This window comes from Pseudomonas sp., assembly GCF_002796985.1.
In the GTDB taxonomy this organism is placed as follows: Bacteria; Pseudomonadota; Gammaproteobacteria; order Pseudomonadales; family Pseudomonadaceae; genus Pseudomonas.
The window spans coordinates 931,283-952,061 of record NZ_PEKX01000007.1 but is presented as its reverse complement, the minus strand read 5'-3'; the positions used below and the strand labels follow the sequence as shown (position 1 = coordinate 952,061).

The window sequence follows — 20,779 nt, the reverse complement described above, 5'->3', positions numbered from 1 at the left end:
CGGAAGCAGCGGCAAACCGCAGCGTGGCCGGAGCGCGCGCATAACGGCTAGGCTTGGGGGATGACCGACTTCACCTCCCTGCTCGACGAGTTGCTGATCGACCTGCGCCAGCCGCAGGTCCGCGACCTTGCCTGGACGCTGCTCTCCCCGCCCTTGCTACAACCAGGCAGCCCTGCCCTGCGCCATCCGCTGAGCGCCAGCCGCTGGTACGCAAAACCCTCGCTGCTGGCCGACTGGCTGCGTGCCCTGGAACAGTCGCCAGGTGAATTACTGGAACAGCTCGAGTCTGCGCCACACCAGCGCCTGGGCCGTTACTACGAGCGCCTCTGGCAATACGCCCTGGAACGCGCTCCGGACCTGCGCCTGCTGGCCGCCAACCTGCCGGTGCGCGACAACGGCCAGACCCTCGGCGAACTGGATCTGCTACTGGAGGACGACGACGGCCTGCATCACCTGGAACTGGCCATCAAGCTCTACCTCGGCCCCAGCGACGACGGACCCGACTCCTGGCTCGGACCGGGCGCCGAAGACCATCTGCTGCGCAAGATCGAGCACTTCTACCAGCACCAACTGCCCCTCTCCTCCACCGCCGAAGGGTTGGCCGTGGTGCGCGAGCACAGCGACGCCGAGCCGTCACCCGGTCTCTGGCTCGGCGGCTACCTGTTCTATGCCTGGCCGACGCCCTGCCGGCCACCTGCCGGCGCCAGCAGCAACCACCAGCGCGGCCGCTGGCTGCACCGACGCGCCTGGCCCGCCTACCAGGCACAACACCCGCAAGGCTGGCAGGCTTTGTCCCGCAAGGGCTGGCTATCCCCGGCCGCCGAAGATGAAAGCTGGAGCGCAGAGCGTTTCGCTACCTGGCTGGCCGAGCTGCCGGAGGACGGCTTCCCACAGATGCTGGTGCGCATGGAGCACCACGAAGGGCGCTGGCGGGAGCAGGAGCGCCTGTTCCTGGTGGGCGACCGCTGGCCACGGGTGCACAGCGGCTATACGCGCTGAGCGGCCAGGGTCTTCAATTTCTCATCCAGCGCCCGACGCCCCTGCAAGCCGCCGCTGTGGATGGCGACGATGCGGGTGCCGCGTGCGATGCGCCCCGCTGCGATTTCATCGTGTAACGCCAGCAGCAACTTCCCGGTGTACAGCGGCTCCAGCGGCACGCCGCACTCGGTTTCGGTCGCGAGGATGAAGTGCGCCAGCGTCGTATCGATCCGTGCGAAGCCGCCCCGGCTGGCGTCGATCAGTCGGTAGCCGGCATTGGTGGCACCCGCTTCGCGCAGCAACTCAGGCACCTGTGTTTCCACGCCATGCCCAGGCGGCACCGCCATGGTACCGACCACCGGATGCGCGCCGCGCTCTCCGAGCACCAGGCCGGCCAGGGTCGTACCCGTGCCACAGGCCACCCAGAGTTGTTGATAGTCATCCCAGCCGATGCCGCCGAGCTGATGACGAATCTGCGTGACCAGTGGCGAACACCCCTGAGCACCGCGCAGCCCGCCGCCGCCCTCACCGACCGCCAGCAATTGGGGATAACGCTCGCGCCATGGCGTCCAGAAATCTGCTTCGTGACGCCGACGATAACCACCGTAGCCAAGCCAGTGGAGCTGCATGCCTAGCTGCTGCAGATCGGCGACAGTAGGATTGTCCTGCTCTTCTCCGCGCAGCAATCCAACCGTTTCGAAACCGAAGCGTGCCCCGGCGGCAGCCACTGCGTGCAGGTGATTGGAGTGAGCGCCGCCCAGGGTCATCACGCCACGCAGGCCGAGATCAGCGGCCAGATGCAGATACGGCGTGAGCTTGAACCACTTGTTGCCAGAGACGAACTCATCCACCAGGTCCAGACGCAACAGCGCCAGCTCGATGCCAGCGCGATCGAGCCAATCCAGATGGATGCGTTGCAGCGGTGCTTCGGGGCGCCAGTCGGGGAACCGCACGGCGCCCCGGTCAGCCGGTGGTGACGCTGCGCAGACGGCCGGCGGTCTTGTGCCGGGAACAGCAGTTGCTGTCGCCCTCGACGAAGCGGCCGGGAGTTTCCACGCGGTCGATGGGCATGGCGCAGCGCTCGCCGTTGGACAACCGTCCCTCACAGGCAGGCTGCTGGTAATGGGCAAGCCAGCTGCGGTATTGGTCTTCGGCGACGAAGCACTTGGCGGCGGCAAACGCCATGGGGTTTTCCTGGTAACGGGCGACATCCTGCAGTGACAGGGTCAGATGCCCCGCGCCCGGATGGTACACCACGAAGATCACCCCCATGCCGGACAGGCGCTCCAGCACCGAGCCGCCAGCCGCCTGGGCTGACAGAGCGTCCAGCTCCAGGCGCAGGCCATCCGCGCCCTGCTGCAGTTGCGCGGCGATCTGGCGCAACTGACCGGTTTCCTCGCGAAGTTGCTCGGCCTCCTGGCGCAGTTGCTGGTTCTCCTTCTGCAGCTGCTGGTCCAGCTCGTTGCGGTAACCCAGCTCGACGTCGCGGACGGAAATCTGCTCCTTGTAGCGAGCCTCCAGGCTGGCCATGCGGGTGCGCGACTCCTCCTCGATCTGCTGGCGCAATTGCTCCAGCTCGTCTCGGCCGCTCGCCTCGATGTGGCGAAGTTGTGCGGTCAGCTCCTCGCGCCCGCGCTGGAAACCGTTGGCCTGGCCATCCAGCTCTCGGCGCAGACCGGCGTTGATCTCTTCCTCGCGCTTGAGGCCCTCGCGCAGCGCCGCGAGCTCGGCCTGCAGCACCTTGACCTGCTCCTGCGCGCCCAGCTTCAGGCGGCCGAGTTCCTGCTCATGCTGCTGACTGATCTGCGACAGGCGGGTCTCGTGCTGGCCGAGTAGTTCGGCGGTCTTTTGATGATGATCCTCGAGCATGGCGCGGGCCAGCTTCTCGGCCTCCTCGCGCGACTCCTCCTCGGCGGGCGCATACCACTGGTGTTCGTCGGCCATCTGCAGGCGTGCCAGCTCGACCGCAGCCGGCTCCTCTTCCACCAGCACGCCAAGATTGTTGCGCTTGATCGATTCGCGCAGCTGGACCAGATGGTTCCTGCTGGCATCCAGGGTCGGATCCCACAGGTGCATCTGGTGCCAGGACACCGGGCACTGGCTGCGGCACGCCAGGCGAATGGGGCCTGCGCCCATGTCCGGGCCGCGACCGGCGCGGTCGGCCAGGTTGCGCAGCGGCAGGTTCCAGCCACGGTCGGCCTCGCCCTTCTCGTCGAAGTCCAGGTAGAAGAACACCACCGCCTTGACCAGCAGGCGCGGGTTGATCAGCACATAGGCGAGCTGCATCTGCTGATCGGCGTATTCCGGCATCTGCACGACGTTGTCGAGCAGCGCCTCGAACTCGGGATAGAGCATTTCCTTGCAGACGCCGCGGTCATTGAAGAAGACCACGGCTTCCACCATTTGAGGCTTCTTCTGCATGCTCATCGATTGACCTCTGGGCTGGTGCGGGAGGAAGTCTGAAAAAAGGGCCTGTCAGAAACGCAGCACCCGAACAGCGGGAAAATCCCGACATTCGAGCAAGTCTAGGGGAATTAATGTCGCAGGCAATGTGACTCGGTTGGCACCCGACCCGGCGGTCAGGCCGGGCGGTTAACTGGCTGGATCATTCTGTGACGCGGTTGGATTTTCGGGAAGATATCCGGGCCCGGAAGGGAACTTTTCCGGGCCCGATTCTGCGACTCAGGTCGCAGCCGAATCAGATTGCAGCGGCGAGGCGTGAGCCCTGATTGATGGCGCGCTTGGCGTCCAGTTCGGCGGCCACGTCGGCCCCTCCGATCAGGTGCACGCTCTGGCCGGCGGCAACCAGGCCGTCATGCAGCTCGCGCAGCGGGTCCTGGCCGGCGCAGACGACCACGGTATCCACCGGCAGCACCTGCGGCTCGCCACCGGCGATGCTGATATGCAGGCCATCGTTGTCGACCTTGAGGTACTCGACACTGTTGAGCATCTGCACCTGCTTGTTCTTCAGGCCGGTGCGGTGGATCCAGCCGGTAGTCTTGCCCAGGCCGTCGCCGACCTTGGTCTTCTTGCGCTGCAGCAGGAACACCTGGCGCGCCGCGGAGTGCGGGTGCGCCTGGATGCCGGCAACACCGCCACGGGCCTCCAGGTTCTCGTCGATGCCCCACTCCTGCCAGAAAGCATGGCGGTCCAGGCTGGTGGACTCGCCGGCATGGGTGATGTACTCGGAAACGTCGAAGCCGATGCCGCCGGCGCCGATCACCGCCGCGCTGTGGCCGACCGGCTTGCGCTCGAGGATGGCGTCCAGGTAGTTGATCACCTTGGCATTCTCGATGCCCGGAATGGCCGGGGTGCGCGGCACGATGCCGGTGGCCAGGATGATCTCGTCGAAGCCGCCCTTGACCAGATCATCGACGCTGACGCGGGTGTTCAGGTGCAGGTCGACGCCAGTGGTTTCCACCTTGCGCTTGAAGTAGCGCAGGGTCTCGTAGAACTCTTCCTTGCCTGGGACGCGCTTGGCGACGTTGAACTGGCCGCCGATCTCACTGGCGGAATCGAACAGCGTCACCTCGTGGCCACGTTCTGCCGCCACGGTGGCAGCGGACAGGCCAGCGGGGCCGGCACCGACCACAGCGATCTTCTTCACATGGGTGGTGGGGATGTAGTTCAGCTCGGTCTCGTGGCAGGCGCGCGGGTTCACCAGGCAACTGGTCAGCTTGCCGCCGAAGGTGTGGTCCAGGCAGGCCTGGTTGCAGCCGATGCAGGTGTTGATCTCGTCGGCGCGGCCTTCGGCGGCCTTGTTGACGAAGTCCGGGTCGGCGAGGAACGGACGGGCCATGGAGACCATGTCGGCGTCGCCTTCGGCCAGCACCTGTTCGGCGATTTCCGGCGTGTTGATGCGGTTGGTAGTGATCAGCGGGATGCCGATCTCACCACGCAGCTTGGCGGTGACCTTGGTGAAGGCCGCGCGCGGCACTTTGGTGGCGATGGTCGGGATACGCGCTTCGTGCCAGCCGATGCCGGTGTTGATGATGGTGGCGCCGGCCTGCTCGATGGCCTTTGCCAGCAGGACGATCTCATCCCAGGTGCTGCCGCCTTCCACCAGGTCGAGCATCGACAGGCGGTAGATGATGATGAAGTTCGGGCCCACGGCCTCGCGCACGCGGCGGACGATCTCCACCGGCAGGCGCATGCGGTTCTCGTAGCTGCCGCCCCAGCGGTCGGTACGGTGGTTGGTGTGGGCGGCCAGGAACTGGTTGATGAAGTAGCCTTCCGAACCCATGATCTCGACGCCATCGTAGCCGGCCACCTGGGCCAGGCTCGAGCAATTGACGAAGTCGGCGATCTGCTTCTCGATACCCTCTTCATCCAGCTCGCGCGGCTTGAACGGATTGATCGGCGCCTGAATGGCGCTGGGCGCAACGGATTTCGGGCTGTAGGCGTAACGGCCGGCGTGGAGGATCTGCATGCAGATCTTGCCACCCGCCTCGTGCACCGCCTGGGTGACGACCTTGTGCTTCTCGGCCTCTTCGGCGGTGCTCAGCTTGGCCGCGCCGGAATACACACCACCCTCCTCGTTCGGGCCGATGCCGCCGGTGACCATCAGGCCAACGCCACCACGGGCGCGCTCGGCAAAGTAGGCCGCCATGCGCTCGAAGCCCTGGGGCTTTTCTTCCAGGCCGGTGTGCATGGAGCCCATCAGGGTGCGGTTGCGCAGGGTGGTGAAGCCCAGGTCCAACGGTGCGAGCAGGTGCGGGTAAGTGGCGGTCATGTTGTCTCCGGCATTCACGATGATGCCGCGCCCTCAGCTTGCAGTATGGGAACGGCAATGCATGGGGCGCGGTCGGTATGGAGCAGACTCTAAGGAGCGCACTCTCGTCGCTCAATGATCGAAAATGACAAGTTACTGATCGAATATGACACCCCGGCTTGGCAACGTCCGGCCCAACCCCTACCCTGTGGTGCATTCCATGAGTACCCGTCCTTTATGCGTAAGCTGATCTTCTTCGTCCTGGTCGTTCTCTTCGCCGGCTATGCCGGCTGGGCGGAGCGTCGCCCGGTGGGCCACTACCTGTCCGACCTGCGCAGCCAGGTCGCGCTCAACCAGGGCCAACCGTCCGAGCGCGGCAACCTGCTGGGCGTGCAGCCGGAGCTGTTTACCCAGGACTACCAGAGCGTCGAGCGCCTACGCCTGAAGCTCCACGCCTACCTCGCCAAGGCCCGCGACGAAGGGCTGATCAACCCGCGCACCGTGGTGGTCTTCCCCGAGCACATCGGCACCTGGCTGGTGGTCGCCGGTGAGAAGCCCGAGGTCTACCAGACCGAGCACATCGCCGAGGCGATGGAATGGATGGCCGCCAGCAACCCGCTGAAACTGGCGCGCGGCTGGCTCGGCGCCAAGGGCGAGGACCGCATGGCCGACGCCCTGTTCCGCATGAAGGCCGTGGACATGGCCCACGACTACCAGACGCTGTTCGGCGGACTGGCGAAAGAATTTGGCGTAACCATCGTCGCCGGCTCCATCGTGCTGCCCAACCCACGCATCGTCGAAGGGCAGATCCGTACCGGCAACGGTCGCCTCTACAACGTCAGCCAGGTCTTCGGCAGCGACGGCCTGCCGCTGGGCAAGCCGCAGCGCAAGCTATTCCCCATCGACGACGAGAAGGGCTTCACCCGCGGCGGCGATGCCGACGACCTGCAAGTGCTGCAGACCCCTGCCGGGCGTCTCGGCGTGCTGGTCTGCGCCGACAGCTGGTACCCCTCCAGCTACAGCGCACTGGCCGCGAACAAGCCGGACATCATTGCGGTACCGGCCTTCCTCACCGGCAACGGTAACTGGAACAAGCCGTGGAAGGGCTATAACGGCAGCGCGACGCCGAGCGACGTGACACTCAAGCCGGGCCAACTCACCGAAGGCGAAGCCTGGGAGCGCCTGGCCCTGGCCGGACGTCTCGGCGAGAGCGGCGCACACGCTGGCATCACCGTGTTCTTCCGTGGCCATCTCTGGGACCTGGGCAGCGATGGCCGCAGCCTGGTGGTCAGCGGTGACAGCCACACCCTGGCGCCCGACGGCCCCGGCGCGCGCCTGATCAATCTCTGGCTATGAACCGCCCGACCATGCGGCTCGGCGACCTTTCGGTGGGCTTTGTCCACAGCCTCGCCGATGCGCTGGCGGAAAGCGGCATAGCCCCACAAGCCCTGCTTCAACAATACGGACTGGACGCCGCCCGCCTGGGCGAGCCCGGCGCACGCCTGTCGATTCCTCGCTACATGCGCCTGGGCCACGCGGCCATCCAGCAGAGCGGCGACCCCGCCCTCGGCCTGCGCATGGGCCAGTTGAGCCGGCCGAGCCAGAGCGGTCTTGCCGGCGTCACCGCCGCCCAGGCACCCAACCTGCGCGCCGCCGCCCGCGCGCTGATCCGCTTCGAGCCGCTGTATGCGCAGAACTACCGCGGCCAGAGCAGCTTCATCGAAGACGCCAGCGGGGCCTGGCTGCGCTTCTACTCCATCAGCCCGTACAACGCCTACAACCGCTTCGTGGTGGATTCGGTGCTGGCCGGCTGGGTGAGCATGCTCGGCAGTATCGGCGCGCAGCCGCTGCGCCCGGAGAAGGTCGCGATCGAGTACCCGGCACCTGCCTGGGCGTCACGTTTCGAGGAAATGCTTGGGTGTCCGGTGGAATTCGGCGCCGAGCACAACCAGCTGCGTCTGGACCAGACAACACTGGCGCGCGCCAACCCGGACCACTGCCCGAGCACCTGGCGGCAATTGCTGGATATCTGCGAGAAGGAGCTGGAGCAGCTGACCCGCACACGCAGCCTGCGCGAGCGCGTTGCCCAGTTGCTGGGCCCGATGCTCAACGGTCGCGAGCCGGACCTGGAAGAAGTGGCTGCGCGGCTCAAACTGCCGACCTGGACGCTACGCCGCAAGTTGGCCGAGGAAGGCACGCAGTTCCGCGGCATCCTCAACGACACCCGCCGCGACCTGGCGATGATCTACATCCGCGACACCGACCTGGCCTTCGGCGAAATCGCCTACCTGCTCGGCTTCGCCTCCGCCGAGGCCTTCCAGCGCGCCTTCAAGCGCTGGAGCGGACAGACCCCCGGGGAATTCCGCCGCGCCCAGCGCCACAGCGCCTGATCACATCTCCGTGGCGTCGTCGGCCGGCTCCGGCAGGTCCTGTTCCACGGCGTGCAGTTCCAGCAGTTCTTCCTGATAGTCGTCCATTGGCTTTTCTCCTGACCGTTCGATCCGGTTTTAGCAAAGACCATGGGAAAAAGGCTAGACGTCAAAGGTGAACGAGCTGTGACAGCGTCTTACAGAGGTTTTTCGGACAGGAACGAAAAAACCCTCAGGTATTGCTACCTGAGGGCTTTCGAATATGGCGCAGCGGACGGGACTCGAACCCGCGACCCCCGGCGTGACAGGCCGGTATTCTAACCGACTGAACTACCGCTGCGTGTCGGTTGGACTTTCGTCCGGTACAGCAACCTCCTTTTGCCTGGAGTGAATCACTCAACAAGCGGGTTCAGGGTAGGAACCAAGGAGGGAAAATGGCGCAGCGGACGGGACTCGAACCCGCGACCCCCGGCGTGACAGGCCGGTATTCTAACCGACTGAACTACCGCTGCGCGTAACTTGCGAGAGTGGTGGGTGATGACGGGATCGAACCGCCGACCCTCTGCTTGTAAGGCAGATGCTCTCCCAGCTGAGCTAATCACCCTTCGTCTCGAAGTGGGGCGCATTCTACAGTCGGCAGATCCTAAGTCAATGCCCTGATTGAACTTTTTTTCATTTCCCACGAAAAAAGTTCGCCGCGCGATTATCAGCCTCGATGCAGGACGCGGTTCGCGAGCAAGCTCGCTCCTACAGGGTGGGGCGTTGCTCTTGTGTAGGAGCGAGCTTGCTCGCGAAACCGCCCAGCACCGGAGCCGAGCGCAAAAGAAAAAGGGCGACCCTCGGGCCGCCCTCCTCTTCCACACCCGACACTCAGTCGAGGTAGATCATCTTGCGCGTCATGCCACCGTCAATCACCAGCTCCTGGCCGGTGACGAAACCGGCGCTGTCGCCGATCAGCCAGGCCACGGCCGAGGCGATGTCCTCCACCGTGCCGACGCGGCCGACCAGATGCTGGTCATGGTCCAGCTCGGTCAGCGGCTCGGCCTCGCGCTCGCGCAGGTCACGGGCGTCGATCCAGCCGGGGGAAATCGCGTTGACACGGACATCCGGCCCCAGGCTGCTGGCCAGGGCATGGGTCAGCGACAGCAGCCCGCCCTTGCTCGCCGCGTAGGCTTCGGAGTTCGGCTCGGACTGGTGCGCACGGGTGGACGCGATGTTGACGATGGCGCCGCTGTGCGCGCGCAAGTATGGCGCACAGTGCTTGGCCAGCAGCATCGGGCCGGTGAGGTTCACCGCCAGAGTACGGCTCCACTCGTTCAAACCCAGGCTTTCCAGCGCGGTGTTGTGCGGCCGCGCGATGGCAGCGTTGCTGACCAGCGCATCGAGACGACCAAACTGGCCGATCAGCTCGGCCACGGCCGCGGCGACCTGCCCTTCGCTGGCCACATCCAGTGCGATGAAGCTGGCGCGCTCACCCAGCGCCGCCGCTACTTTCGGGCCGCGCTCGCGGTCGATGTCCGCCAGTACCACCTGCCAGCCCTCGGCGACCAGCCAGGCGCTGACGCCCAGGCCGATGCCGTGTGCGGCACCGGTGACCAGCACCACCTGGCCGTTGCCCAGGGCATCCATCACACTCACAGTGCTACCAGGCCTCGCGCCAGGTCGGCCTTGATGTCATCGACATCTTCCAGGCCCACCGCAACGCGGATCAGGTTGTCACGGATGCCGGCGTTTTCACGCTCCAGCGGCGACAGACGACCGTGGGAGGTGGTGGCCGGATGGGCGATGGTGGTCTTGGTGTCACCCAGGTTGGTGGTGATGGAGATCATCCGGGTGGCATCGATGAAGCGCCAGGCCGCAGCCTTGTCGCCTTTCACCTCGAAGCTCACCACCGCACCGAAGCCTTTCTGCTGACGCTTGGCCAGCTCGTGCTGCGGGTGGCTGGCCAGGCCCGCGTAGTACACGCGCTCCACGCCTGGTTGCTGCTCCAGCCACTCGGCAACCAACTGAGCCGAAGCGCTGTGGGCCTGCATGCGCACGCGCAGGGTTTCCAGCCCCTTGATGAAGATCCAGGCGTTGAACGGGCTCAGCGTCGGGCCGGCGGTCCGCAGGAAGCCGACCACGGGCTCCATCTGCGCGCGCCGTCCGGCGACAACCCCGCCCATGGTGCGGCCCTGGCCGTCGATGTACTTGGTCGCCGAGTGAATCACTACGTCCGCGCCCAGCTTCAGCGGCTGCTGCTGCGCCGGAGTGCAGAAGCAGTTATCCACCGCCAGCAATGCACCCTTGGCGTGGGCGATCTCGGCCAGTGCGGCGATGTCCACCAACTCGGCGATCGGGTTGGACGGCGACTCGACGAAGAACAGCTTGGTGTTCGGCTTGCACGCCGCTTCCCAGGCCGCAAGATCGCTCAGCGGCGGATAGTCCACCTCGATACCGAAGCGCTTGAAGTACTTCTCGAACAGGCTGATGGTCGAGCCGAATACGCTGCGCGAGACCAGCACGTGGTCACCGGCGCTGCACAGGCTCATCACCAGGGACAGGATCGCCGACATGCCAGTGGACGTAGCCACCGCTTGCTCGGCGCCTTCCAGCGCAGCGATGCGTTCCTCGAAGGTGCGCACCGTGGGGTTGGTGTAACGCGAGTAGACGTTGCCCGGCACTTCACCGGCGAAACGCGCGGCCGCGTCGGCGGCACTGCGGAACACATAACTGGAGGTGGTGAACAGGCCTTCGCCGTGCTCTGCCTCCGGGGTGCGACGTTGTCCGGCGCGTACCGCGAGGGTGTCGAAGCCGACGCCCTCCAGGTCGCTGTCCAGCCGGCCGGCTTCCCAATCCTGAGCCATGCCCTGCTCTCCCTTATCTTCTGAGAATCAGTCGTTGTACAGATCGATGATCGCGCTGACCGCCGTACCCTTGTTCTTGGTTACGTCGTTGCGCGCCTGCTCGATCTTGTTCAGATAGGCTTCATCGACATCGCCGGTGACGTACTCACCGTTGAACACGGCGCAGTCGAAGTGATCGATCTTGATCTTGCCGCCCTCGGTGGATTCGATCAGGTCCTGCAGGTCCTGATAGATCAGCCAGTCAGCGCCGATCAGCTCGCCGACTTCCTCGGTGCTGCGGTTGTGCGCGATCAGTTCGTGGGCGCTCGGCATGTCGATGCCGTAGACGTTGGGATAACGCACCGCCGGAGCGGCGGAGCAGAAGTAGACGTTTTTCGCGCCGGCCTCGCGGGCCATCTGGATGATCTGCTTGCAGGTGGTGCCACGAACGATGGAGTCGTCCACCAGCATCACGTTCTTGCCGCGGAACTCCAGCTCGATGGCGTTGAGCTTCTGGCGGACCGATTTCTTGCGCGCAGCCTGGCCGGGCATGATGAAGGTGCGGCCGATGTAGCGGTTCTTCACGAAACCTTCGCGGAACTTCACGCCCAGGCGGTTGGCCAGCTCCAGCGCGGCGGTGCGGCTGGTGTCTGGAATCGGGATGACCACGTCGATGTCGTGGTCCGGGCGCTCGCGGAGGATCTTGTCGGCCAGCTTCTCGCCCATGCGCAGGCGCGCCTTGTAGACCGAGATACCGTCGATGATGGAGTCCGGGCGGGCCAGGTAGACGTGCTCGAAGATACACGGCGCGTACTGCGGGTTGGCCGCGCACTGGCGGGTATAGAGCTTGCCGTCTTCGGTGATGTACACCGCTTCGCCGGGAGCCAGGTCGCGGATCAGGGTGAAGCCGAGGACGTCCAGGGCCACGCTTTCCGAGGCGATCATGTACTCCACGCCGTTCTCGGTGTGACGCTGGCCGAAGACGATCGGGCGGATCGCATGGGGATCGCGGAAGCCGACGATGCCGTAGCCGGTGATCATCGCCACCACCGCGTAGCCACCCACGCAGCGGGCATGCACGCCAGCGACTGCGGCGAAGACGTCTTCCTCGGTGGGCTGCAGCTTGTTGCGCACCGCCAGTTCATGGGCGAACACGTTGAGCAGCACTTCCGAGTCGGAGTTGGTGTTCACGTGGCGCAGGTCGGATTCGTAGATTTCCTTGGCCAGCTGCTCGACGTTGGTCAGGTTGCCGTTGTGCGCCAGGGTGATCCCATAGGGCGAGTTCACGTAGAACGGCTGTGCCTCGGCGGAGCTGGAGCTGCCCGCGGTCGGGTAACGCACATGGCCGATACCGATCTTGCCGACCAGGCGCTGCATGTGGCGCTGCTGGAAGACGTCACGGACCAGGCCGTTGTCCTTGCGCAGAAACAGACGGTCGTCCTGACAGGTAACGATCCCCGCAGCGTCCTGGCCACGATGCTGGAGAACGGTGAGGGCGTCATAAAGCGCCTGATTCACGTTCGACTTGCCCACGATACCGACGATGCCACACATGCGACGCAACCCCTAGTTGGTGTTCAGGCTAAAACAATTCCGTATTCGGCAGTATCCACCGGACCCGCCGTTGCCGCGACGGCTTCCCGTCGCCTCTGCTTGCCCATCACTGGGCCGGCAGCAAAGACCCCACTCCGGAAGGCGGAGTGATGGTAACGCCGGACATCCACTGCCCGGCAAAAGTCAGGATGAAGTTCTTCGACCAGTCGGCGACCATCAGGAAATGCGGCATCAGCACCGATTGCTGCCACCACGGATCCTGCTGCACCGGCGCAAGACTGAGCAGGCCGACCAGCAGCACCACCAGCAGCACACCACGGGCGCCACCGAAGACCATGCCGAGCACCCGGTCGGTGCCGGACATGCCGGTTACCCGCACCAGTTCGCTGATCAGAAAATTGACGAGTGCGCCCAGCAGCAGCGTGACGACGAAAAGCAGGGCGCAGGCGGCGATGACACGCCCGGAGGGCAACTGAATATAGGGTGCGAGATGCTCGGCCAGCGCGCCGCCGAACATCCAGGCGACTGCACCGGCTACGATCCAGGTGACCAGTGACAGGGCTTCCTTGACGAAACCACGGCTCAAGCTGATCAGGCTGGAAATGACGATGATGCCGATCATCGTCCAATCGACCCAGGTAAATGCCACGTTGCGGCCCAGAAACGGAAAGGCCCCGCATTTTAGCAGAGGCCTTCGATTTAGAAGAGCCCCAGTTTGACATGGGGCTGATTGAAAGAATCTAACGAACGGTCTCAGCCACGCTCAGGCTGGAAGCGCACCACGAAGCCGTTGAGCTTCTGCTGCTTGCCGAGCTGGTCACGCAAACGATCAGCTTCGGCGCGCTCGACCACCGGCCCGACGAATACCCGGTTCATGCCGTCGAAGCTGCGCACGTAGGCGTTGTAGCCCTGGCTGCGCAGGGACTTCTGTAGCTCGTCGGCGCGAGCACGGTTGGACAGACTGGCCAACTGCACCGACCAACTGACCGGCAGGTTGTTACTGTCCAGGCGCTGGGCCGGCTGTGGCGCAGGAGCGGCGCTGGCCTGCGCAGGCTGCGGCGCGGGTGCAGCGGGCTTGGGGGCGGCCGGCTGCGTAGCTGGGGGCTTGGGTTGCGGCGACTGGGCTGGCTGGCTGGCGATGGGTGCGGAAGGCGCCGGTGCCGGAACCACCTGGGCCGGCGGAACGGCGTCCTCGACGTCCTCGGCCTGCGGCTCGGGGACTTCAGTGGGCTGCACTTCGACGGTGGGCATGGCCGGCGGCTTGGGCATCACCGGCGCCTCGACCACCACCTGGCGTACATCATCCTCGCGGGAGAACAGCATCGGCAGGAAGATCACCGCCAGCGCCAGCAGCACCAGCGCTCCGACTACCCGCTGCCTGAGCCCCTTATCGAGCAACGCCATGCACAACTCCCCTTAGGTGTACTTGATTGAGCAGCTTATTGAGCAGCCTTGGCGAGCCACTCCAGGGCATCCGCCACGCTGTAGAACGAACCAAACACCAGAATCTCGTCATCGACGCTCGCTGCATCGCATTGCGCTACCAGTGCCGCGGCGATATCGCCATGGCAGCTGGCCTGCGCCCCGTGAGCCTGCAGCGCGGCCTCCAGCTCTGCGGCCGGACGACTGCGGCCAGTGGGCAGCGGCGCGACGGCCCAATCCTGCACCAAGCCGAGCACGGGTTCCAGTACGCCGTCGAGATCCTTGTCCGCCAGCAGGCCGAATACCGCGTGGCGCACACCCTTGGGCGGCGCCGCCCGCAGGCGGCTGGCGAGGTATTGCGCAGCGTGCGGATTATGCCCGACGTCGAGCAGCAAGTGGCGCTCTTCACCGCGCCATTGCACGGTGCGGCGATCCAGGCGCCCGGTCACGCGGGTACGCTGCAGCGCGGCGATCAGTTGCTCGGACCGCCACGGCAAGTCGAGCAAGGCATAGACCTGCAGGGCCAGCGCCGCGTTCTCCATCGGCAGATCGAGCAGCGGCAAATTATGCAGGCTCAGCGCCTCGCCTGTAGCGGAACGACCGCGCCAGTGCCAGTCGGCTTCGCCCAGCGCCAGATCGAAATCACGCCCGCGCAGGATCAGCGGCGAGCCAAGCTTGCGGGCCTGCTCCAGAATCGGCGTCGGCGGTTCCAGATCACCACATACCGCCGGCTTGCCGGCGCGGAAGATACCGGCCTTCTCGAAAGCCACGCTTTCGCGGGTATCGCCCAGCCAGTCGACATGATCGATACCGATACTGGTGACTACGGCGACGTCGGAGTCGACCAGGTTCACCGCATCCAGGCGACCGCCCAGGCCAACTTCCAGCACCACGGCATCGAGACCGGCACGTTCAAATAGCCAGAAGGCTGCGAGAGTGCCCATCTCGAAGTAGGTCAGGGAGATTTCGCCACGGGCCGACTCGACGGCGGCGAAGGCTTCGCAGAGTGACTCATCGCTGGCTTCGACGCCATCGATGAGCACTCGCTCGTTGTAGCGCAGCAGGTGTGGCGAGCTGTAGACACCGACGCGCTGGCCCTGCTCGCCGAGCAGGGCGGCGAGGAAGGCGCAAGTGGAACCCTTGCCATTGGTGCCAGTGACGGTCACCACGCGGGGCGCGGGGCGCCCCAGGCCGAGTCGGCCAGCTACCTCACGGGAGCGATCCAGCCCCATCTCGATTGCCGTGGGGTGGAGTTGCTCGAGATAGCTGAGCCAGTCGGCAAGGGTACGTTGGGTCATCCTGCGAGCGCAGCACTGGGAGTGTGGGTGAATTTGGCCAGGATGCTGGCGAGCCGCTGACGCATTTCCGAACGGTGGACGATCATGTCGATGGCGCCGTGCTCCAGCAGGAACTCGCTGCGCTGGAAGCCTTCGGGCAGCTTCTCGCGCACGGTCTGCTCGATCACGCGCGGGCCGGCGAAGCCGATCAGGGCGCGCGGCTCGCCGACGATCACGTCGCCGAGCATCGCCAGGCTGGCGGACACGCCGCCGTAGACCGGGTCGGTCAGCACGGAGATGAACGGGATGCCTTCCTCGCGCAGGCGGGCCAGCGCGGCGGAAGTCTTGGCCATCTGCATCAGGGAGATCAGCGCTTCCTGCATGCGCGCACCACCCGAGGCGGAGAAGCAGATCATCGGGCAACGATTTTCCAGGGCGTAATTGGCAGCGCGCACAAAACGCTCGCCGACGACGGAACCCATGGAGCCGCCCATAAAGGAGAACTCGAAGGCACTGACCACGACCGGCAGGCCCATCAGTTTGCCACTCATGGAAATCAGCGCGTCCTTCTCACCGGTGTCTTTCTGCGCGGCGGTCAGGCGGTCCTTGTACTTCTTGCTGTCGCGGAATTTCAGGCGGTCCACCGGCTCCAGCTCGGCGCCCAGCTCTTCGCGGCCTTCCTCATCGAGGAAGATATCGATGCGCGCGCGGGCACCGATACGCATGTGGTGATCGCACTTGGGGCAGACGTCGAGGGTCTTTTCCAGCTCCGGGCGGTACAGCACCGCTTCGCAGGACGGGCACTTGTGCCACAGGCCTTCCGGTACCGAGCTCTTCTTCGCCTCGGAACGCATGATGGAAGGGATCAGCTTGTCGACCAGCCAGTTGCTCATGCTCTCGTCTCCAGTGCAGGGGCACGGCGTGCAGCCATGCGCGTGTCCCTGAGCAAATTCATCGTCGCGGTTCCGACCTCAAGGCCGGAACCCCTCGCAAACACAGGCGCCGCCTGAGGCGTCGCCACGGATACAGCACTCGGTGCGGGTCGCAGATGGGCAAGATTGCCAGCATCGACGATACCCAGCGCTACCCGCGGGCAGCGATTGGGTAGTGGACGGCGGCAGGCCGCTCGTCGTCACATGAAGATTCCTCGTCACGCGACCGAACGACACTGGGCGATGAAATCGCGGATCTTCTGCGCATCCTTGATGCCCTTGCTCGCTTCCACCCCGCCGCTCACATCCACGGCATAGGGGCGCACCTGAGCGATGGCATCGGCCACGTTGGCAACCGTCAGGCCGCCGGCCAGGATCAGTGGGCGCTGCACATCCTTCGGCACCAGGGACCAATCGAAGGCCAACCCGGTTCCACCAGGGATACCTTCCACATAGGTATCCAGGAGGAAGCCGCTGGCCTGGGGGTATTTCGCAATCTGCGCCGCCACGTCGTCGCCCGGCTTCACGCGCAGGGCCTTGAGGTAGCGCTTGTGCCAGCCGGAGCAGGCCTCCGGCGTCTCGTCGCCGTGGAACTGCAGAACGTCCAGCGGCACCGCATCGAGGATTTCTCCCAGCTCGCAGCGGCTGGCGTCGACGAACAGGCCGACGGTACTGACGAAGGGCGGTAGCGCAGCGACTATCCCCCGCGCCTGCTGAATGCTCACCGAGCGCGGGCTCTTGGCGTAGAACACCAGACCGATGGCGTCAGCGCCCGCCTCGGCGGCGGCCAGGGCATCCTCGACTCGGGTAATACCGCAGATTTTGATGCGAACGGCGGACAAGATGCAGCAACCTTCAGGTAAGTAATCGATCGATGGTAGCAAATGACCCTGGCATCGTCAGCCAACGATATCCGGCAAACTTGAAAGGAAATGTGGCCCGACATAACGCTCGGGCAACACGAACTCCTCCGGATATTCCACGCCCACCAGGTACAACCCGTAAGGGTGCGCCGTGATCCCGCTGGCACGCCGGTCGCGGGCGGCCAGTGCCTCGGCCGTCCACTCCACCGGGCGCTCGCCGGCACCGATGGTCATCAGCATTCCGGCAAAGTTGCGCACCATATGGTGGAGGAAGGCATTGGCCCGGACATCCAGCACGATGAAGCGACCGTGCTCGATCACCTCAAGATGGTGCACCGTCTTGATTGCCGACTTGGCCTGACACTGCACCGCGCGGAACGAGGTGAAGTCATGGGTGCCGACCAGCGCGCGGGCGGCTTCGCGCATGCGCGAGACATCCAGCGGACGGTGGTTCCAGGTGACCTCTTCGGCCATATGCGCCGGGCGGATCTGGTCGTTGTAGATCACGTACCGATAGCGCCGCGCCATGGCGGTGAAGCGCGCGTGGAAGTGCGCCGGCATTACCTTGGCCCAGGTCACGCTGATATCGTTGGGCAGATTGGCATTGGTGCCCATGACCCAGGCGATGAGCGAGCGCTCGGCCGTGGTATCGAAATGCACTACCTGGCCGCTCGCATGCACCAGGGCATCGGTGCGCCCCGCACACATCAACGAAACCGGATGGTCGGCCACCCGCGACAGGGCTTTTTCCAGCGCGCCCTGCACGGTCGGCACACCATTTTCCTGGCGCTGCCAGCCGCGATAACGCGAACCTTTGAATTCGACGCCCAGGGCAATCCTGGAAACGCCAACGGCGGCCGATTCGGCCGCCGCTGAGGGTACTGCTTCAATCATCTAATGTGAGCCTTCCGGCTCAGGCGATACGCCCGAGCAATTCACGCGCTTCCTGCTGCTGGTTGTCATTACCCTCGGTGATGACTTCATCGAGGATGTCGCGGGCGCCTTCGGTGTCGCCCATGTCGATGTAGGCACGCGCCAGGTCGAGTTTGGTGGCCGCTTCGTCAGCGCCGGAGAGGAAGTCGAAATCGTCTTCGTCGTCCCCCTCACCCGGCAGCTCCAGGTCGCCAGCGGCGAAGCTGTCTTCTGCCAGTGGCGCAACGGCCGGCGCTGCCGGCTCGTCATTCTGCACGGAAAGACGGTCCAGTTCTGCGCTCACTTCATCCAACTGGGCGGCAAAGCTGTCCTCAGCCTTGGCCGGCAGCGGCTCGTCATCCGCCAGCGACAGGTCGAAGTCGTCTGGCAGGTCATCGGCCTGCGGCGCCTTGCTCTCGATGTCCAGGCTGAACTCCTCGGGGCTCACACCGGACAGCGAAGCGGTGTCGTCATCCAGCCCCAGCAGGAAGTCGTCTTCCGCCGAGGTCAGGGTGGAATGACTGTCTTTCTCCAGGCCCTTGTCCAGGTCCAGGGAGAAATCGCCCAGTTCGTCAGCCAGCGACGGAGCCTCGACCTTGGCGGTAGAGACTTCCGGCAGGTCCAGATCGAAGGCAAAGTCGTCGTCGGCCTTTGCGCTCGAGGCTGCAGCCGGCGAACCACCCAGACTCAGATCGTCGTCCAGGTCGAAGCTGCCGAAGGAGAGTTCATCGCTGTGCTGGGCGGCCGGAGCAGCGGGCTTGTCGTCACCCAGCTCCAGATCGTCCAGTGCCAGATCGAACGCATCGTCCAGGTCACCGTGGGGCTGCGCAGCAGGTTCGGCAGCGGCCACCGGGGTATCGAGGGCGAAGTCATCCAGGCTGAAACCGTCGAGATCATCGTCGGAAGCAACTGCGGCAGCGGCCAGACCGCCACCCACGGCCGCCAGGGCGACCATGCCCGGATAGCGGGACTTCAACTGCTCGACCTGCGGCTCGGCACCGCCGATCTCGCGCAATTCGTTTTCCTGGCGAGCAAAGCCTTCACGATCACCGATCTCTGCGTAGACCTCCATCAGCTTCAGGCGCAGGTCGGTGCGCTGCGGCTCGTCGTAGATGGCACCCTGCAGCAGTTCGGCGGCCTGGTTGAAGCGGCCGTAGGCGATATAGATATCCGCCTCGCCCAGCGCATCGCTGGTCTGCGCGGCGACGCGCTCGGGCGCGGCCTGCGCCGGAGCGTTAACTTCGGCGGCCTGCGGCGCGTCCAGGGTGTCGAGTTCGCTGCCGGCGAGGGTCAGGTCGTCATCCAGGGTCGGCTCATCGTCGCCTGCATAGGTAGCAAGGCTTTCCTGCTCCTTGGCGGCGCGACGGCGGGAAATGATCATCAGCAGGACCAGCAGAGCCAGCAGGGCGCTGCCGGCGATGGCGCCCAGCCAGATCGGATTGGCGAGGACCTCGTCGATGAAGCTGGTTTCGGCCTGCTCGACAGGCGCCGCGACCGGAGCTGGTTTGGGCTGCGTCGCCTCAGGTGCGGGGGCAGCCGCCGGGGCGACCGGAGCGGGAGCGGGTTGCGGTTGCGTCTCGGCGGCAGGAGCCGGCGGAGCACCCGCATCCCCAGCGGGAGCCGGTGCGGCCGGTTGCTCCGCTGCGGCCGGAGCCGGAGAGTCGCCCGTCTGCGCGGCGGCCTCGACGGCGGGCACGGCAGCGGTGCCGTCGGCGGGGGCCTTGTCGCTGCCCAGCTCGCCTTGCAGCTTCGCCAGTTGCGCATCCTTCAGCGCAATGAGTTTCTGCAGCTTGTCCATCTGGCCCTGCAGATCGGTCATGCGGCCCTGCAGCTCATCGTTCTCGCGACGGGTACTGTCGAGGCTTTCCTTGGTGACGGCGAGCTTGTCGGCGACGGCCTGGCCGTCCTTGCTGCCCTTGTCGCCACCCTTGGCCTTGCCGCTCTCGCCGGAGAGCAGACGCAGGCTGTCCTTGGTTTCGGCCTGGGCCGGAGCGGCACCGGCGTTGGCGCGCGGTGTGGCGTCCAGCTGGCGAGCACCGCCGGTGGGCAGGCTGCGACCTTCACGCCAGGCGGTGTACTGTTGGCTGACCTCGGCGACGGCGTCCGGCTGGGTACGGGCCTTGATCTGCTCGGCATCGGGCAGGCGCAGCACCTGGCCGCTCTTCAGGCGGTTGATGTTGCCGCCGAGGAAGGCATCAGGATTGAGATCCTGGATCGCCAGCATGGTCTGCTGTACGGAAACACGACCATCCGGGCGCGCACGGGCGGCGATTTCCCAGAGGGTGTCATTCTTGCCGGTACGGTACTCGTTGCCTTCCAGACGTCGAGTCGGAGCGGCCGCAGCGGTGCTGGAGGCAGCAGTCGCGCGCGGGGCTGCCGCAGCGGAGCTGGAAGCAGCGGTCGCACGCGGTGCTGCCGGAACGGAAGGACGCGCCACCGGGGCAGGCACGGCCATCGGCGCGCGTGGTACCGCGGCGGCGGTTTGCGGGGAATACAGCGGCGGGTCGAGCAGCACGGTGTACTCGCGCAGCAGCCGGCCGTTGGGCCAGACCACTTCCACGAGGAAGTTCAGGTAAGGTTCCTGCACCGGCCGACTGGAGGTCACGCGAATGACGCTCTTGCCGTTCGGCTTGACGATGGGGGTGAACTTCAGTCCGGTCAGGAAGTACTGACGGTCGACGCCTGCCTTGTTGAAGTCTTCCGGCGACGCCAGCTTCGGGATCACCTCGGCCGAGGACAGATCGCGAACTTCGACCAAGTCGATCTCGGCATCCAGTGGCTGGTTCAGTGCCGAACGCAGGTGGATGTCTCCCAACCCCAGTGCATGCGCCATGCCCGAGGTCAATGCCGAAGCAGCTGCGATTGCCTGCACCAGTTTACGAAGCCGGACCATATATTAATCCCTTGTTTTAATAGCTTTTTTCTGGATTAGAACA

General features: G+C 65.3%; 16 protein-coding genes and 3 tRNA genes. 3 read left to right on the top strand and 16 right to left on the bottom strand.

Going from position 1 to position 20,779, the window contains the following annotated elements; genetic code table 11:
• Positions 1-60: 60 nt before the first annotated feature.
• Complete coding sequence (locus tag CTR55_RS10110) at positions 61-999, top strand: DUF1853 family protein (RefSeq protein ID WP_296285829.1); 939 nt, start codon at positions 61-63, stop codon at positions 997-999.
• On the opposite strand, the gene CTR55_RS10105 is transcribed toward CTR55_RS10110, so the two are convergent.
• The 3 genes from CTR55_RS10105 to CTR55_RS10095 all read right to left on the bottom strand — a co-directional run bounded on the left by CTR55_RS10105 (position 987) and on the right by CTR55_RS10095 (position 5,710).
• The gene (locus CTR55_RS10105) at positions 987-1,931 is read right to left on the bottom strand and encodes a pyridoxal-phosphate dependent enzyme (protein ID WP_296285827.1); all 945 of its coding nucleotides are present in this window, start codon (positions 1,929-1,931) and stop codon (positions 987-989) included. The two genes, CTR55_RS10110 and CTR55_RS10105, sit on opposite strands and share 13 nt — an antisense overlap.
• A 10-nt stretch (positions 1,932-1,941) precedes the next feature.
• Entirely contained in the window at positions 1,942-3,405 is a 1,464-nt protein-coding gene (locus CTR55_RS10100; RefSeq protein WP_296285826.1) for a chromosome partitioning protein ParA, read from the bottom strand.
• A gap of 271 nt (positions 3,406-3,676) precedes the next feature.
• Complete coding sequence (locus CTR55_RS10095; protein ID WP_296285825.1) at positions 3,677-5,710, bottom strand: NADPH-dependent 2,4-dienoyl-CoA reductase; 2,034 nt, start codon at positions 5,708-5,710, stop codon at positions 3,677-3,679.
• A gap of 216 nt (positions 5,711-5,926) precedes the next feature.
• Here CTR55_RS10095 and CTR55_RS10090 point away from each other — a divergent pair, with 216 nt between their 5' ends.
• Both CTR55_RS10090 and CTR55_RS10085 read left to right on the top strand, forming a co-directional pair.
• Positions 5,927-7,045, top strand: a complete 1,119-nt coding sequence (locus tag CTR55_RS10090) for a carbon-nitrogen hydrolase family protein (protein ID WP_296285822.1) — start codon at positions 5,927-5,929, stop codon at positions 7,043-7,045.
• On the top strand, positions 7,042-8,079 hold the full coding sequence (locus CTR55_RS10085) for an AraC family transcriptional regulator (RefSeq protein WP_296285821.1): 1,038 nt from the start codon (positions 7,042-7,044) through the stop codon (positions 8,077-8,079). The genes CTR55_RS10090 and CTR55_RS10085 overlap by 4 nt, the downstream gene beginning before the upstream one ends.
• 242 nt (positions 8,080-8,321) lie before the next feature.
• On the opposite strand, the gene CTR55_RS10080 is transcribed toward CTR55_RS10085, so the two are convergent.
• The 13 genes from CTR55_RS10080 to CTR55_RS10020 all read right to left on the bottom strand — a co-directional run bounded on the left by CTR55_RS10080 (position 8,322) and on the right by CTR55_RS10020 (position 20,736).
• Positions 8,322-8,398: transfer RNA gene (locus CTR55_RS10080), tRNA-Asp, on the bottom strand.
• A 95-nt stretch (positions 8,399-8,493) separates the two neighbouring features.
• A tRNA-Asp gene (locus CTR55_RS10075) sits at positions 8,494-8,570 on the bottom strand.
• Positions 8,571-8,586: 16 nt separating this feature from the next.
• A tRNA-Val gene (locus CTR55_RS10070) sits at positions 8,587-8,662 on the bottom strand.
• Positions 8,663-8,928: 266 nt separating this feature from the next.
• Positions 8,929-9,687 (bottom strand): SDR family oxidoreductase, encoded by a 759-nt coding sequence (locus CTR55_RS10065; protein ID WP_296286510.1) that lies wholly within the window; start codon positions 9,685-9,687, stop codon positions 8,929-8,931.
• 5 nt (positions 9,688-9,692) lie between these two features.
• On the bottom strand, positions 9,693-10,904 hold the full coding sequence (locus tag CTR55_RS10060; RefSeq protein WP_296285819.1) for an O-succinylhomoserine sulfhydrylase: 1,212 nt from the start codon (positions 10,902-10,904) through the stop codon (positions 9,693-9,695).
• Between the two features lie 27 nt (positions 10,905-10,931).
• On the bottom strand, positions 10,932-12,437 hold the full coding sequence (gene purF / locus CTR55_RS10055; protein ID WP_296285818.1) for an amidophosphoribosyltransferase: 1,506 nt from the start codon (positions 12,435-12,437) through the stop codon (positions 10,932-10,934).
• A gap of 106 nt (positions 12,438-12,543) precedes the next feature.
• A complete protein-coding gene (locus CTR55_RS10050) occupies positions 12,544-13,086 on the bottom strand; it encodes a CvpA family protein (protein ID WP_138525869.1) in 543 nt (180 codons plus the stop codon).
• A gap of 104 nt (positions 13,087-13,190) precedes the next feature.
• Positions 13,191-13,841: an SPOR domain-containing protein gene (locus CTR55_RS10045; RefSeq protein ID WP_296285816.1), complete on the bottom strand. Its 651-nt coding sequence runs from the start codon at positions 13,839-13,841 to the stop codon at positions 13,191-13,193.
• A 35-nt stretch (positions 13,842-13,876) separates the two neighbouring features.
• On the bottom strand, positions 13,877-15,157 hold the full coding sequence (folC, locus tag CTR55_RS10040) for a bifunctional tetrahydrofolate synthase/dihydrofolate synthase (protein ID WP_296285814.1): 1,281 nt from the start codon (positions 15,155-15,157) through the stop codon (positions 13,877-13,879).
• Entirely contained in the window at positions 15,154-16,029 is an 876-nt protein-coding gene (gene accD / locus CTR55_RS10035; RefSeq protein WP_296285812.1) for an acetyl-CoA carboxylase, carboxyltransferase subunit beta, read from the bottom strand. The genes folC and accD overlap by 4 nt, the downstream gene beginning before the upstream one ends.
• A gap of 257 nt (positions 16,030-16,286) precedes the next feature.
• Positions 16,287-16,910: a phosphoribosylanthranilate isomerase gene (locus CTR55_RS10030; protein WP_296285811.1), complete on the bottom strand. Its 624-nt coding sequence runs from the start codon at positions 16,908-16,910 to the stop codon at positions 16,287-16,289.
• 57 nt (positions 16,911-16,967) lie between these two features.
• Entirely contained in the window at positions 16,968-17,825 is an 858-nt protein-coding gene (truA, locus tag CTR55_RS10025; protein WP_296285809.1) for a tRNA pseudouridine(38-40) synthase TruA, read from the bottom strand.
• Positions 17,826-17,844: 19 nt separating this feature from the next.
• Positions 17,845-20,736 (bottom strand): FimV/HubP family polar landmark protein, encoded by a 2,892-nt coding sequence (locus tag CTR55_RS10020; RefSeq protein ID WP_296285808.1) that lies wholly within the window; start codon positions 20,734-20,736, stop codon positions 17,845-17,847.
• Between the last annotated feature and the right edge of the window lie 43 nt (positions 20,737-20,779).